Origin of the sequence: Myxococcus sp. CA056 (assembly GCF_013336715.1) — a bacterium.
Lineage (GTDB): Bacteria > Myxococcota > Myxococcia > Myxococcales > Myxococcaceae > Myxococcus > Myxococcus llanfairpwllgwyngyllgogerychwyrndrobwllllantysiliogogogochensis.
This window is the reverse complement of sequence record NZ_JABUMT010000011.1, coordinates 243,330-256,430: the sequence shown is the minus strand read 5'-3', so window position 1 is coordinate 256,430 and position 13,101 is coordinate 243,330. Positions and strand designations below refer to the sequence as shown.

General features: G+C 70.0%; 12 protein-coding genes. 9 read left to right on the top strand and 3 right to left on the bottom strand.

All coding sequences use genetic code 11. From position 1 onward, the window contains the following. The first annotated feature begins 75 nt into the window (after positions 1-75). Complete coding sequence (rtcA, locus tag HUA76_RS33285; RefSeq protein ID WP_174463109.1) at positions 76-1,092, top strand: RNA 3'-terminal phosphate cyclase; 1,017 nt, start codon at positions 76-78, stop codon at positions 1,090-1,092. Positions 1,093-1,282: 190 nt separating this feature from the next. Here rtcA and HUA76_RS33280 read toward each other — a convergent pair whose 3' ends face one another. Beyond that, on the bottom strand, positions 1,283-3,151 hold the full coding sequence (locus tag HUA76_RS33280; RefSeq protein ID WP_254614643.1) for a S8 family serine peptidase: 1,869 nt from the start codon (positions 3,149-3,151) through the stop codon (positions 1,283-1,285). A gap of 327 nt (positions 3,152-3,478) precedes the next feature. Between HUA76_RS33280 and mutM the strand changes: the two genes are divergently transcribed. The 3 genes from mutM (at position 3,479) to HUA76_RS33265 (ending at position 6,138) form a co-directional block, all read left to right on the top strand. Then, a complete protein-coding gene (gene mutM, locus HUA76_RS33275; protein WP_254614642.1) occupies positions 3,479-4,402 on the top strand; it encodes a bifunctional DNA-formamidopyrimidine glycosylase/DNA-(apurinic or apyrimidinic site) lyase in 924 nt (307 codons plus the stop codon). Positions 4,403-4,513: 111 nt separating this feature from the next. Then, positions 4,514-4,756: a hypothetical protein gene (locus HUA76_RS33270; RefSeq protein ID WP_141643496.1), complete on the top strand. Its 243-nt coding sequence runs from the start codon at positions 4,514-4,516 to the stop codon at positions 4,754-4,756. A gap of 8 nt (positions 4,757-4,764) precedes the next feature. Then, positions 4,765-6,138 carry a sigma-54 dependent transcriptional regulator gene (locus tag HUA76_RS33265; protein WP_174463108.1) on the top strand — a complete coding sequence of 458 codons (1,374 nt, stop codon included), beginning with the start codon at positions 4,765-4,767 and terminating at the stop codon, positions 6,136-6,138. Between the two features lies 1 nt (position 6,139). Here the strand turns inward: HUA76_RS33265 and HUA76_RS33260 are convergent, their stop codons facing one another. After that, positions 6,140-6,853, bottom strand: a complete 714-nt coding sequence (locus HUA76_RS33260; protein WP_174463107.1) for a hypothetical protein — start codon at positions 6,851-6,853, stop codon at positions 6,140-6,142. A gap of 105 nt (positions 6,854-6,958) precedes the next feature. Between HUA76_RS33260 and HUA76_RS33255 the strand changes: the two genes are divergently transcribed. From HUA76_RS33255 to HUA76_RS33235, 5 genes are all read left to right on the top strand, one after another. Next, a complete protein-coding gene (locus HUA76_RS33255; RefSeq protein ID WP_217440536.1) occupies positions 6,959-8,071 on the top strand; it encodes a PleD family two-component system response regulator in 1,113 nt (370 codons plus the stop codon). A 57-nt stretch (positions 8,072-8,128) separates the two neighbouring features. Next, positions 8,129-8,878: a YebC/PmpR family DNA-binding transcriptional regulator gene (locus HUA76_RS33250; RefSeq protein WP_141643500.1), complete on the top strand. Its 750-nt coding sequence runs from the start codon at positions 8,129-8,131 to the stop codon at positions 8,876-8,878. A 23-nt stretch (positions 8,879-8,901) separates the two neighbouring features. Beyond that, positions 8,902-9,477, top strand: coding sequence for a crossover junction endodeoxyribonuclease RuvC (gene ruvC, locus HUA76_RS33245; RefSeq protein WP_174453554.1), 576 nt, complete (start codon positions 8,902-8,904; stop codon positions 9,475-9,477). After that, the gene (gene ruvA / locus HUA76_RS33240; RefSeq protein ID WP_141643502.1) at positions 9,474-10,082 is read left to right on the top strand and encodes a Holliday junction branch migration protein RuvA; all 609 of its coding nucleotides are present in this window, start codon (positions 9,474-9,476) and stop codon (positions 10,080-10,082) included. The genes ruvC and ruvA overlap by 4 nt, the downstream gene beginning before the upstream one ends. A 277-nt stretch (positions 10,083-10,359) precedes the next feature. Continuing rightward, positions 10,360-11,868, top strand: coding sequence for an ELWxxDGT repeat protein (locus tag HUA76_RS33235; protein WP_174453555.1), 1,509 nt, complete (start codon positions 10,360-10,362; stop codon positions 11,866-11,868). Positions 11,869-11,870: 2 nt separating this feature from the next. Here the strand turns inward: HUA76_RS33235 and HUA76_RS33230 are convergent, their stop codons facing one another. Further along, positions 11,871-12,950, bottom strand: coding sequence for a hypothetical protein (locus tag HUA76_RS33230; RefSeq protein WP_141643504.1), 1,080 nt, complete (start codon positions 12,948-12,950; stop codon positions 11,871-11,873). Between the last annotated feature and the right edge of the window lie 151 nt (positions 12,951-13,101).

Below are 13,101 nucleotides of genomic sequence, written 5' to 3'. Positions count from 1 at the left end.
CGCCGCTATTTTGGGAAGGGTGTCAGAATGCCCGGGTGGGGCCGTGAGGCGTGGGAAAAGCAGGAGACGAGACACATGCTGCGCATCGATGGTTCAAGGGGAGAGGGCGGCGGCCAGGTGCTGCGCACGTCGCTGTCGTTGTCGCTGGTGACGGGGACGCCTTTCACGATGACGAACATCCGCGCGGGCCGCGCGAAGCCGGGCCTGTTGCGCCAGCACCTGACGGGTGTGAAGGCCGCGGAGGCGGTGGGCGCGGCGGAGGTGTCCGGCGCGGAGCTGGGCTCGAAGGAGCTGACGTTCCGTCCGCGCGCGCTGGCCGCGGGCAACTACCACTTCGCGGTGGGCACGGCGGGCAGCGCGACGCTGGTGCTGCAGACAGTGCTGCCCGCGCTGCTGGCCGCGACGGAGCCGTCCACGTTGAGGCTGGAGGGCGGGACGCACAACCCGGCGGCGCCGCCGTTCGACTTCCTCGCCCGGGCGTACCTGCCGATTCTGCGCAAGCTGGGGCCGACCGTCACGGCGACGCTGGAGCGTCCCGGCTTCTTCCCGGCGGGTGGCGGGAAGTTCCACGTGGACGTGCGGCCGGCGCCCATGAAGCCCCTCTCGCTGCTGGAGCGGGGGCGGGTGCTGCGCCGCGACGCGAAGGCGGTGGTGGCGATGATTCCCTTCGACGTGGCGAAGCGGGAGATGGAGACGGCGGGGGCACTGCTCAAGTGGCGTCCGGACGAGCTGCGGGTGGAGGAACTCAAGCGCACCACGGGCCCGGGCAACGCGCTGGTGGTGGAGGTGGAGAGCGAGCACGTCACCGAGGTCTTCACGGCCTTCGGGGAGCGAGGCAAGCGCGCGGAGGTCGTGGCGGAAGAGGCGGCTGGCGAGGTGAAGCGCTACCTGGCGGCGGAAGTCCCGGTGGGCGAGCACCTGTGCGACCAGCTGCTCCTGCTGTTCGCGCTGGCGCGGGGCGGGGAGTTCCGCACGCTGCCGCTGGACGGGCACTCGGTGACGCAGTTGGAGACGATGGCGCACTTCCTCGACGTGAAGGTGGACGTGCGCGAGGTGTCTCGCGAGGTGCGCGAGGTGGTGGTGCGCGGCTGAGCCCTCCGTCGAGGGCGTCCTCCAGGTTCTGGCCGCACCTGGCGGACGCGCGTGTCACGTGAGCGATGCCGACGCCGTGGTAGCGCTCCCGGCTCTGGAAGAGGACCTCCACGCCGGTGAAGGCCGCCCACGCGGACTCGTGGGGAAGGGCACCCCGGGTGCCGGTGACTCACCCGGGGTACCCGGCGCGTCAGGGGCGTCGGCGGACGATTTCGTCCTGACCCGAGATGCCCCAGACGGTGCCGTCCGAGGCCGCCGAGATTTGTTTCAAGGTGCCGGTCCTGGGCGTCCAGGCGGAGCCGCTCCACTGGAAGACATTGCCCGCGGGGTTCAGGGCCCAGATGACGGACGCGCTGCCGACGGAGACGTAGGTCATCCCGGTCGGGATGTTGAACGTCCACTCGGTGCCATCCCAGCGCAGCACGCGCAGACCATCCGGAGGATTGGTGGCCCACAGCTCGCCATCGGTGCCGACGGAGATGCGCTCCACGCAGCAGCGCTTCGGGGACCAGGCGGAGCCGGTGTATTGGTACAGGGTGTTGTCATTGCCCAGGCCCCACACCGTGTTCGCATTGGCGATGGTGACCTGCTTCATCCCAGCCGGGATGTTGAAGGTCCACCGCGTGCCGTCCCATCGCAACACCCGCATTCCGTCCGGAGGGTTGGTGGCCCACAGTTCACCATCGGCCGCGGCGGCCAGCTCGGTGACGCAGCAGCCCTGGTTGACCCACGTCGAGCCATCCCATTTCCAGTGTCGCCCCGTGGTGTCCAGCAGCCAGACGATGTTCGACGCGCCCACGGCGACCTGCTTGGGCGTCGTCTGCGGCGGCGCCGGGATGACCACGTACTCCGAGTCGGGCGGGACGATGAGCGAGTACAGCATCTTGTTGGGCGAGCCCTTCACGTCCTGGATGACGTTCGCCGTGCCTCCATTCAGCACGGCCTGCGACACCTGCGCGGGAGTCGCGGTGGGGTTCTTCTCCAGATAGAGCGCGGCCACGCCCGCGACATGGGGCGACGCCATGGAGGTGCCGCTGAGGTCTCGCGTTCCGGTGTCGGACGTGTTGCTCGTGGAGCGGATGCCCACGCCGGGTGCGAAGAGGTCCACGCAGGCACCCCAGTTGGAGAATGTGGCGCGCCGGTCCTGGATGTCGGAGGCCGCCACCGTGAGGGCCTCTGGCGTGCGGGCCGGACTCGACTGACAGGCATCCGCATCGCTGTTGCCGGCCGCGAGGACATACGTGATGCCCGCGTTGATGGAGGCCCGCACGGCGTCGTCCAGCAGGGAGTAGGCGCCACCGCCGAGGCTCATGTTCGCCACCGCCGGCTTCTGGTGGTTCTTGGTCACCCAGTTGATGCCGTTGATGATGCCGCTGTAGCTGCCTCGGCCGTCACAGGCCAGCACCCGCACTGGGTGCAGCCGGCTATTCTTGGCGACGCCCCACGTCGCGCCGCCAATGGTGCCCGCCACATGGGTGCCGTGGCCCTGGCAGTCATTGGTGCCGTTCCCATCCGAGATGGCCGTCATGCCTCCACTGACACGGCCTCCGAAGTCCGCGTGTGACGCTCGGATGCCGGTGTCGAGGACGTACACGTGCACGCCCTGGCCGGTGGTGGTCTGCTCGTAGCGCTGGTCCAACGCCAGGGGATGGGAGTCGAGCCGGTCCAGGCCCCAGGGCGCATTGGTCTGCACGGCCTCCACGTCGACATAGCCATCCTGGCCGAGCGCGATGACGCGCAGGTCGCTGGCGATGACGGTGGCGGAGGCGTCGGTCAATCCGTTGGCCGAGAAGCCGAGTGAGCCCGCATCGAAGTAGGCGAGGATGGTGCCACCGAAGCGTTGCGTCAGGTATTGCGCCACGGTTTGGACCTGGTCGGGTGTCACCAGGGTTGGGTCGAAGAAGAAGAGGTATTGGCCCGCGATGGCGTTGGCGGGACGGACGATGGGGGGCGGTGGATGAGTGGGCGGCGATGGGTCACAGTCGTGGAACTGGGTGCCGGTGACCAGCATGGCCCCCAGCATGAGACGCGAGGATGCCTGTCGAAACGAGAGCAGCATGGCGAGTCAATCCAATGGGGTGCGGGTTGACGCGAGCCGAGCCGCGCTCGCGCGGTGACTCCGCATTCCAAGTCCCGGGCCATGCGGCGCGCGGTTTCGTGAGCAAGGGATTGTGAGCGCTTGGCGCGGGCTCACGCCTGGCGCGACGTGCGTCATCTCGAATGGACGCGTCATTCCTGGGGCTCGTGGTGAACACTGACGCGTCAGTCGTGAAATGAGACACATCCTCGGTGTCGCGTGGCTCGCATTTCCCAGCCTCCTGGGGTGGTGAGTGAGCGCTTGCGCCCGGGGGACGCGCTCGCCTGAAGCCCTGCCGGGCATGCGGGAATGAAGCGGTCCTGGCTGGCTCGGAGCCTGGGACGCGCGACAGTGGATGCGCGGAGGCATCAACCCGAGATGGCCGAGGTTCCCGAAGTCGAAATCATCGCCCGGGACTTGCGACAGGCAGTCGTGGGGCGCCGAATCACGGACGTCGAAGTGCTCGTCCCGGAGGCGGTTCGTTTCCCGTCGCCGCCGGAGTTCCTCGCCGCGCTGCGGGGTCGGTGCATCACCGGTGCGCGTCGTCGGGCGAAGTTCATCCTGCTGTCGCTGGACGACGGACAGACGCTCGCGTTGCACTTCATGCTCTGGGGCACGTTGTCGCTGCGGCCCGTGGGAAGTGAGTCGCCACCCGAGAGTCTGGTTGTCATGACACTTGATGGGGAGGAGGCGCTCTGGCTCACGGACACGCTGGGGTATGCGCGTGTGGCGGTGGCCCGCACCGCCGAGCTGACCTCGCGCCTGAAGCTCGAGGAGCTGGGGCCGGAGGTGCTCGACGACGACTTCACCTCGGACCACCTGGCGCGTCGGCTGTCACGTCGCAAGAGCCCGCTCAAGACGGTGCTGCTCAATCAGCGTGTCGTCGCGGGGCTGGGGAATCGGGACGCGGACGAGAGCCTGTGGAAGGCGGGGCTGGATCCACGTCGCCTGGCGGCCTCCCTCGCTCGTGACGAAGTGACGCGGCTGCATCGTGCCATGCGCGCGGTGCTCGAAGAGGGGCTGTCGCTCCGGGGCACGCAGCGGGATTTGTTCGGCGTGAAGGGACAGGCGAAGCACCGGCGCAATGTCTTCGAGCGCACCGGCGCGCCGTGTCCCAGTTGCGGCACGCCGATTACCCATGTTCGGGTCGGCGGCCGGAACACGCACTGGTGCGTCCGGTGTCAACCCGAGTCAGGGGCACCCTCGGGACCGACCCAAGGGGTGTTGCTGTGAGCGCCTGCCTGGTGGCGGCCATCGCCTCTGCTTTTCTTTCGGAGCAGGAGGGGTGGGCCGTCCAGCCGCCCCCCGCTGCGCTGACCGTCGCTCCGCTGTTATGAAGCAGGTGTGTCCGACGTCACCGAGTCCACACCGTCGCCGCTCGACTCCGCGCTGGCTCGCGCCAGTGAGGAGCTGGGCCTGCCCAGCTACTACCAGTCCTGTGTGCGCCCTCTGCTGCGCAACCCCGAGGGCCGCTGGCCCCGGTGCTGTGGCGGCGGCTGTGAGCCGTGCGCCCAGACGCTCATCCAGGTGGCGCTGCGCACCCTGGAGATTCTGGGCACACCGCGACAGGCCCCTCTTCCGGACTGAGTCCACACATGGCTTCCGCCCCTCCGCTGTTGCTCGTCGACGACGACGCCGCCTTTCGCAAGGTCTACGGCAGCCTGCTGCGCGACGCGGGCTATGAGGTGGTGGAGGCGGCGGACCGTCCCTCCGCCCGCGCCGCCTTCGACGCGAGGCCCTTTCCCCTAGTCCTGCTCGACTTGATGCTGCCTCCGGATGGCAGCGTCTCCTCGGGCCTGACGGGACTGGCGGCGTTGCTCGACGCTCGGCCGGGCACCAAGGTCATCGTCGTGTCCGGGGTGGGCGATACGCGCCACTCGCTGGAGGCGATTCGCCTGGGCGCGTACGACTTCCTCACCAAGCCCGTGGACCCGGACGTGCTGCTCGTCGTCGTGCAGCGCGCGCTGGCCCGTGTGGCGCTGGAGCGCCAGGTGGAGGCGCTGCGCACGTCCCTGGAGCGGGCCGCGGGCGACGCGGCCATGGTGGGGCAGAGCGCTTCGTTCCTCGCCGCCCTCTCCCTGGCCGAGCGCGTGGCCGCCAGTGACTTGCCCGTGCTCGTCACCGGCGAGAATGGCACCGGCAAGGAGCTGCTCGCGCGCATGGTGCACCAGAAGAGTCGGCGCCATGCGGGCCCCTTCATCCCCGTCAACTGCGGCGCGCTGCCGGAGACCTTGCTGGAGAGCGCGCTCTTCGGCCACGTGAAGGGCAGCTTCACCGGTGCGACCCGAGACCATCGGGGTCTCTTCGCGGAGGCGGACGGAGGCACCCTGTTCCTGGACGAGCTGGGGGACATGACGCCGTCGCTCCAGGTGAAGGTGCTGCGCGCGCTGGAGACGGGGGACATCCTGCCGGTGGGCGCGGACCTGCCCGTGCACGTGGACGTGCGCCTCATCTCGGCGACCCATCGTGACCTGGGACGCATGCTCCAGGAGGGCGCCTTTCGCGAGGACCTCTACTGGCGCGTCAAGGGCGTGGAGCTCCGCCTGCCGCCGCTGCGCGAGCGCGCCTCGGACCTGCCGCTCCTGGCCAAGCACTTCCTCAACCAGTGCGCGCACCTGTGTCCGGATGGCCGGGCGAGGTTGCTGTCGGATGCCGCCGCGGAGTCGCTCGCCGCGCACGGCTGGCCGGGCAACCTGCGCGAGCTGCGTCACGAGATGCAGCGAGCGACGGTGCTGGCCGGAGAGCGCCGCGAGCTTCAGCCCGAGGACCTGTCCTTCACCGGCAGCGAGCGGCCTCGCGCGAGCACCCCGGGCGCCACCACGCTGGCCGCCAAGGTGGAGGCGCTGGAGCGCCGCGAAATCGAGGACGCGCTGAAACGCTTCGGTGGCAACCGCACGCACTCCGCGGAGGCCCTGGGATTGTCGCGACAGGGACTGCTCAAGAAGCTGGAGCGCTTCGGGCTGACGTGAGTCAGAAGAGGCGTGCGCCCAGGCCCGCCTTCAGTGCCCAGCCCAGCCTCGTGTCGGAGAGGCCCGCGCGCTCCTGGAAGGTCTCCGTGCCCAGCTGCCCCGCGAGCAGCACGGACACGTTGTTGCCCAGGTACACCTCGACGCCGCCACCGCCGAGCGCCTGGAAGCGCAGCGACTTCGACTTCGAGATGCCGATGTCCAGGGGCAAGTCCACCAGCCCCAGGATGGTCACTGTCTCGGCCACCCGCCAGCCGGCGATGAGCCCCGGAGACAGTCGCAGCATCACGCCCGAGAAGTTCTGGTCGTCCATGTACGTGGAGCCGGAGTTGAACACCACGCCCAGCCCCAGCGTCGGCGCCAGCGACACCGAGCCCCGCTCCAGCACCTTCAGCCGCCCCACCAGCTCCAGCGCGGCGGATAGCTGGAACCAGTTGAGCCGCGCTCGCGCCTCCAGCTCGAAGCTGGAGATGCCCTGGCGAAACCCCACGCCAATCTCCGGCGCCCCCGCGTAGCCGTACAGCGCCGTCGTCCCGGCCGGCAGCGTCACCGGCGCAATCACCGCCCCGAGCGGATCCTCCTCGGACGAGACGGGCGTCTGCTCGACGGTGACGCGCCCCTCCTCTCCGGGTTGCGCGGCCGTCGCCTGCTGGGCGGCGGAGGCGGAGGTCAGCAACAGCGCGGACACCAGGAGCCAGGAAGAGACCGAGCGCGTCATGCCGCGCACCCTACCGCGACCTGTTTGTTACCGAAACTCAACGATTCCGAGGACTTGTGTCCAGGTTGCCAATCTATCAAGCTTCGCTGGAATAATTCGGTATCCATGACTCCCGCGCTTACACAGCTCTCCGCGCGCAATGAACCGACGGCGTCGGTGCCGTCGGAGGTTGGCGCGCGTCGTCGAGGGGGGCGGAGTCGGGCGCGGGTGCTGCTGGTGGACTCGGACGCGGGCGCGCAGTCGGCGCTGGCGGCGGCGCTGGTGGAGGCGGGCTTCGAGGCGCTGCTGGTGGGTGGGGCGCAGGCGGCGCTGGATGCGCTGGCTCCAGACGGCCCCTTGCCGAGACTGGTCATCGCGGACGTGGAGCTGCCGGATGGCGACGGCTTCAGTCTGTGCGGACAGATTCGCGCGGACGTGCGCACCGCGCACCTGCCGGTGTTGTTGCTGGCGCGGCGCGAGGAGGACTTCCACCGCGACCTGGCCGGTGGCGTGGGCGCGGACGACTACCTGACGCGCCCGTTGGACGTGGAGGACGTGGTGTCGCTCGCGCGCCTCAAGTCGGGGTATGCGACGGGCGCGGCGACGTTCGAGTCACATACCGCGAGGCTGGCCCTGCCGAGGGTGACACGGGCGCTGCTGGCGGGCGTGCGCTCCGGGCGGCTCGTCCTCGCGGAGGGTGAGGGCTGGTTCTCCTTCCGCCATGGCCTGGTGGTGGACGCCATGTTTCATGGCGAGCGCGGCAGCCTCGCGTTCCGCCGGCTGCTGGGTTTCGCCAGCGGCGCGTACGCGGTGGCCCTGGGGCCCGAATTACACAAGGGCTCGTTCACCATGGACCGCGCGCACCTGTGCGAGACGGTGTTGCCGGCGCTGGAGCGCTTCGAGGCGCTGAGGGCGCGCGGCCTGCCGCTGGCCTCACGGCTGACGGTGGACTTCGCGCGGCTGGCGGAGGAGCTGCCCGCGCTGCCCGAGGACGTGGGCGAGGTGGTGCGTCTGTTCGATGGGCGACGCACGGTGCGCGCCGTGCTGCTGGAGTGCCTCTACCCGGAGGCGGTGGCGTACGAGGCATCCACGCGCCTGTTCGCGCTGGGCGTGCTGGTGCCCGCGTGTTTCATCGAGGAGCGGGAGCGCGCGCGCGGAGGCTCGGGAGTGCTCGGCTTCTTCGAGCCCGTGCCCTCGGTGGACCCGGTGCCCGGGGTGTCGCGAGGAGATGCGGACTGAAGGTTTGACTCCGCGCCCCGGGCTGGGAGACAAGGCCGCCCAGAGGCGACACCTTCCATGTCCGGTCACAATCGGTGGTCGAAGATCAAGCGCCAGAAGGCCGCGATGGGCGCGACCAAGGGCAAGCTCTACTCGAAGGTCGTGAAGGAGATCACCGTCTCCGCGCGACTCGGGGGAGGAGACCCCGCTGGCAATCCGCGTCTGCGTGTGGCGCTGGGCCTGGCCCGTGAAGCCAACATCCCCAAGGACACCGTCGAGCGTGCCATCAAGAAGGGCACCGGCGAGCTGGAAGGGGAGCGCTACGAAGAGGTGATGTACGAGGGCTACGGCCCCGGCGGCGTGGCCGTCCTCGTCGAGTGCGTCACCGACAACCGCAACCGCACCTCGGCCGACGTGCGCTCGACGTTCGGTCACCACGGCGGCAACCTGGGCGCCGAGGGCGCGGTGGCCTGGATGTTCCAGAAGAAGGGAATCGTCACCGTCAAGCCCGGCCCCGAGGAGGACGCGGTGCTGGAGAAGGCGCTGGAAGCGGGCGCCGAGGACGTCGTGCCCCAGGGCGCGGACGGCTTCGAGGTGCGCACCGCGCCGGTGGACCTGCATACGGTGGCCACGGGCCTGGAGTCCGGGGGCCTGCCGGTGGGCGAGCAGAAGTGGGCGTACCTGCCGCAGAATACCGTCCAGCTCGACGGCGATAATGCGAAGAAGATGCTCAAGCTGATGGACGCGCTCGAGGACAACGATGACGTGCAGAACGTCCACGCGAACTTCGAGATCGACGAGTCCCTGATGGAGTCCCTGTCGCAGTAGCGGCGGGGCGAACGGAGCGAACGGTGCGCGTTCTCGGAGTAGACCCTGGCAGCCGCTTCATGGGCTACGGGGTGGTGGAAGAGAAGCGAGGCCGACTGGTGCATGTGGGCCACGGCGTCATCAAGGTGGATGAATCAGCGCCCCTGGCCTTTCGCCTGAAGGAGCTGCATGCCGCGCTGAGCGCGCAGCTCGCGATCTTCCGTCCGGAGGCGGTGGCGGTGGAGGGCCTGTTCACCTTCCGCAATGCCCGGAGCGCGTTGGTGCTGGGGCACGCGCGCGGCGTGGCGCTGCTGGCGGCGGCCCAGGTGTCGCTGCCCGTCTTCGAGTACGCGCCCGCGAAGGTGAAGAAGTCGGTGGGCGCCGGCGGCGCGGACGGCAAGGACGCGGTGGCGCGGATGGTGCGGACGTTCCTGCAACTGGAAGCCAAGGACCTGGGGCGCGCGGACGCGAGCGACGCCCTGGCCGTGGCGCTGTGTCACCTCAACCATGGTCGCGCCGCCGTTCCCACGGCGAGCACGGCTGGCAAGAAGCGCAAGGGCGCCGCGGCGCTGCTCGCGGACAGACTGGCGCCGTCCTATCGGCGCCCGGAGGCGGGATGATCGCTCGGCTGCGTGGCGTGGTGCTGGAGAAGGATGCCGAGGGCGCCGTCATCGACGTGCAGGGCGTGGGCTACCTGGTGAACTTCTCCACGTTGGCTCTGGGGAAGCTTCCGCCGGAGGGCCAGACGGTGGACGTGCGCGTGCGCACCGTGGTGCGCGAGGACGCCTTCGACCTGTTCGGCTTCCTGACCCGGGCGGAGGAAGAGCTCTTCCTGCTGCTCAACGGCGTCTCCCGCGTGGGGCCGCGCATGGCGCTGGGCGTGCTGTCCGGCATGGAGGTGCCGGAGCTGGTGGCGGCCCTGTCTCGCGGCGAGGTGGCGCGCCTGGCGAAGATCCACGGCGTGGGAAAGAAGACCGCCGAGCGACTGGTGCTGGAGCTGAAGGACAAGATGAAGAACGTCCACCTGGAGGCAGTCTCCCGGGGGACTGCGCCCATTCCGGTGAGCGGGCCTCAATCCGACCTTGTCTCCGCCCTGCTCAACCTTGGCTACAAGCCCCCGCAGGCGGAAAAGGCCGCGGAGCTGGCCACCAGCAGGCTGGGTGCCGACGCGTCCTTCCAGGTCCTCTTCCGCGAGGCCCTCAAGTCCCTCAGGGCAGGCGCCTGACGTCTTCTGGACGTCCGCCGTCGCGGGTGTAGTCGGGTGGCCAAATCCGGACCTCCCTGACCAGCCCGCACAAGCTTCTTTCCTCTGAGAAATCGAAACGGTCCAGGGTCCGACGGGCCCTGTGTCGGCTCGGCGGCAAGGGTCGACGCCTGTCGCAGGATGCCGGACAGCCTGGGCTGCCTCCTACCCGCAGTGGGTAGCCAGTTTCATCGACGGTGACACTTTCCAGCCACAGCGGTGGAGGCGAGTGCCCCACCCAGGACAAGGAGTTGCTCACATGAAGGCATGGCGTGGCGTCCCGGTGCTCGTGTCCGTTCTCGTCGGAAGTCTGGGCGGGGTGGGGTGTGGTCCGGCCTTCGAGTCGAGTGACGAACCGGGAAGCGAGCGCGTGGCGTCGGCCCGGGCCTCGGTGGATGCGGCGCCGGAGGAGGCGGACGCGGAGGTGACGGCGCGTCGGGCCTGTGGGACGGACCCGGTGGGGTCGCCGGGTTCCAAGCCGGAGTGGCTGGCGCGGGGCGACGGGCGGCTGTTGTTCAGCGCGGAGGCGGTGGGGCAGGGTCGCGAGCTGTGGAGCAGCCCGGGGCGCTCGGGCTGCGCGGGCGTGGTGAAGGACATCCGTCCGGGGACCATGGGCTCGGTGCCGCGCTTCCTGACGCCGCTGGAGCCGTGGGTGCTCTTCGTCGCGGATGACGGCCAGCACGGACCCGAGCTGTGGCGCACCGACGGCACGGAAGCGGGCACGGTGATGGTGAAGGACCTGCTGCCCGGCGAGCGCGGCTCGGCCCCCCGGGCGCTCACGAGGGTGGGCGACTGGCTCTACTTCACCGCGGAGGACTTCGAGCACGGCCTGGAGCTGTGGCGCACGGACGGCACGGAGTCAGGCACGCGGCTGGTGCACGAGTTCGTCCCGGGCCCCGGTTCGCTCCAACTGGTGTCGCTGACGGCGTGGGGGAAGCGCCTCGCCCTGGTGTCGTACTCGCCCGAGGCCGCGGTGCTGTGGGTGGTGGAGGCGAATGGCCAGGCGCGCGTGCTCTACCAGTCGGCGGTGGGGGTGCTGCTGTCGCTGACGGCGTCGGAGCGGCGCCTGTTCTTCCTGCGGGACACGGGGATGGATATCGCGGAGCTGTGGGTGACGTCGGAGCGGCCGGGCTCCGCGACGCGGGTGCGGGACTTCACCGGAGAGTTCCCCTCGTACCTCACGGCGATGAATGGCTCGGTGTTCTTCCTGGCCGGCGCGGATGGCTACTTCGGGGAGCAGGGCGACACGCTCCACGGGGGCGAGCTGTGGCGCAGCGACGGCACGGTGTCGGGCACGCGGCTGGTGCGCGACATCTGGCCGGGGCCCAAGGGCGCGCTGCCGTCGCATCTGGTGGTGATGGATGGCGTGCTCTACTTCGCGGCGGATGACGGCTGGCGCGGGCGCGAGCTGTGGCGCAGCGACGGCACGCTCCTGGGGACGTGGATGGTGTGGGACCTCCAGTGGGGCCCGGAGGGCAGCGAGCCGGAGCAGTTGGTGGCGGAGAACGGCTGGCTGTTCTTCTCCGCGAAGACGGCCCTCCACGGGCGCGAGGCGTGGTCCAGCGATGGGTGGTTGTGGCGCACGCGCCGGCTGACGGACATCGCGCCGGGGACGTCATCGTCGGACCCTCGCTCGTTCGTGCGCTCGGGCTCGGAGGTCTTCTTCCTGGCCGGAGAGGCGCCGGCGGACGAGGCGCTGTGGGCGGTGCCCCTGCGTCCCGCCTGGCCCTGCGCCACCGGGGCGGCTTCGGACGCGCGAGGCTGCTGACGTCAGGCCGCGCGCCGGCTGGCGGGCGTGGGCCGCACGTCGCCGAAGTTGGGCGCGGGCAGGACGATGGTGGGGGCAAGCCCCGGCGAGAGCAGGTGCGAGGTCAGGAGCGAGGAGGGGTGGAAGTTGATGAACGCCCCCTCCACCGCGGAGTGCCCGGCGAAGAGCTTCTCCACCACCATGGACGAGTACTGCGAAAGCGAGTCCTCGCGCGTGTTGCCGTTGAGCACCACTTCCCAGCCCATGTGCTCGGCGAAGCGGCGCACGCCGGGGATGGCGGACAGGAGCGGCGTGTAGCTCTCCGTGGCCACGCCGTTCTCGCTGACGACGAACACCTCGCGCGAGGTGGCCACCGCCAGCGACATGTTGCCGCGCGTGTGGCCTGGCGTGCTGAGGATGGCCGCGCCCACGCCCAGCCACGTGTCCCCGTCGAGCAGCACCACGCGCTCGGCGGGGATGTCGGCGCCACCGGGGACGAACCACACCGTCTGCATGGGGTGCAGGTCCTTCACCATCTCCCACTCCGCGCGCTGCACCAGCAGCTTCGCCCGGGGGAAGTACGCCGACACGCCGTCGCCCCCCAGCCACCCGCGCAGGTCCTGGATGTGCAGATGGTCGAAGGCCAGGTAGTCCACGTCCGCGGGCGTCAGCCCCAGCGAGGCCAGGTGGCTCTGCACCGTGCCGTGCCGGGTGGACATGAGCTTGTCGGAGACGAAGCCGCCGTAGCGCTCGCGCAGCGCGTGGTAGAACGGCGCGGCCACGCCCCGCTCGTAGTCGGACGGGTTGAAGAGCAGCGTGCGTCGCTCGCCCTTCGCGTCGACGAACTGCACCACCTGCATGCGGTTGGTCATCATCACGTACGGCGCGGGTGACAGCGCCGCCCCGCTGAAGGCGAACTGCGCGGGATAGGGAAACGTGACGAGCTCGCAGGTGGCCACCGCCGCCACGGGACCTTCCTGGACGAAGCGCTCGCGGGCCTCGAGCGCCGCGCGGCGCAGCCTCTGCAGACGCAGGCCTGGCAGGGGCTCGGAGTGGGCCTCGGCGAGGAAGGGCAGGGGGCGGAACGCGGGGCTCTGGCTCATGGATTCACCGTGACAGCGAGAGGTCGAAGACCGGCGCGACGAACGGAGCGCACGGGCCATGTTCTCCGGCCCGGCGGCGGGGATGCCAGGCAACGTCGGCGTGTTTCACTCGAGCGTCCGCCAGTCCACACGCCTGCCCAGGCACCAGGGA

Coding starts and splice junctions, on each gene's coding strand:
- HUA76_RS33260 (WP_174463107.1), bottom strand. CDS start 6,853: ATGACGCGCTCGGTCTCTTCCTGGCTCCTGGTGTCCGCGCTGTTGCTG.
- ruvA (WP_141643502.1), top strand. CDS start 9,474: ATGATCGCTCGGCTGCGTGGCGTGGTGCTGGAGAAGGATGCCGAGGGC.
- HUA76_RS33265 (WP_174463108.1), top strand. CDS start 4,765: ATGGCTTCCGCCCCTCCGCTGTTGCTCGTCGACGACGACGCCGCCTTT.
- HUA76_RS33250 (WP_141643500.1), top strand. CDS start 8,129: ATGTCCGGTCACAATCGGTGGTCGAAGATCAAGCGCCAGAAGGCCGCG.
- HUA76_RS33230 (WP_141643504.1), bottom strand. CDS start 12,950: ATGAGCCAGAGCCCCGCGTTCCGCCCCCTGCCCTTCCTCGCCGAGGCC.
- HUA76_RS33255 (WP_217440536.1), top strand. CDS start 6,959: ATGACTCCCGCGCTTACACAGCTCTCCGCGCGCAATGAACCGACGGCG.
- rtcA (WP_174463109.1), top strand. CDS start 76: ATGCTGCGCATCGATGGTTCAAGGGGAGAGGGCGGCGGCCAGGTGCTG.
- HUA76_RS33235 (WP_174453555.1), top strand. CDS start 10,360: ATGAAGGCATGGCGTGGCGTCCCGGTGCTCGTGTCCGTTCTCGTCGGA.
- mutM (WP_254614642.1), top strand. CDS start 3,479: ATGAAGCGGTCCTGGCTGGCTCGGAGCCTGGGACGCGCGACAGTGGAT.
- HUA76_RS33280 (WP_254614643.1), bottom strand. CDS start 3,151: ATGCTGCTCTCGTTTCGACAGGCATCCTCGCGTCTCATGCTGGGGGCC.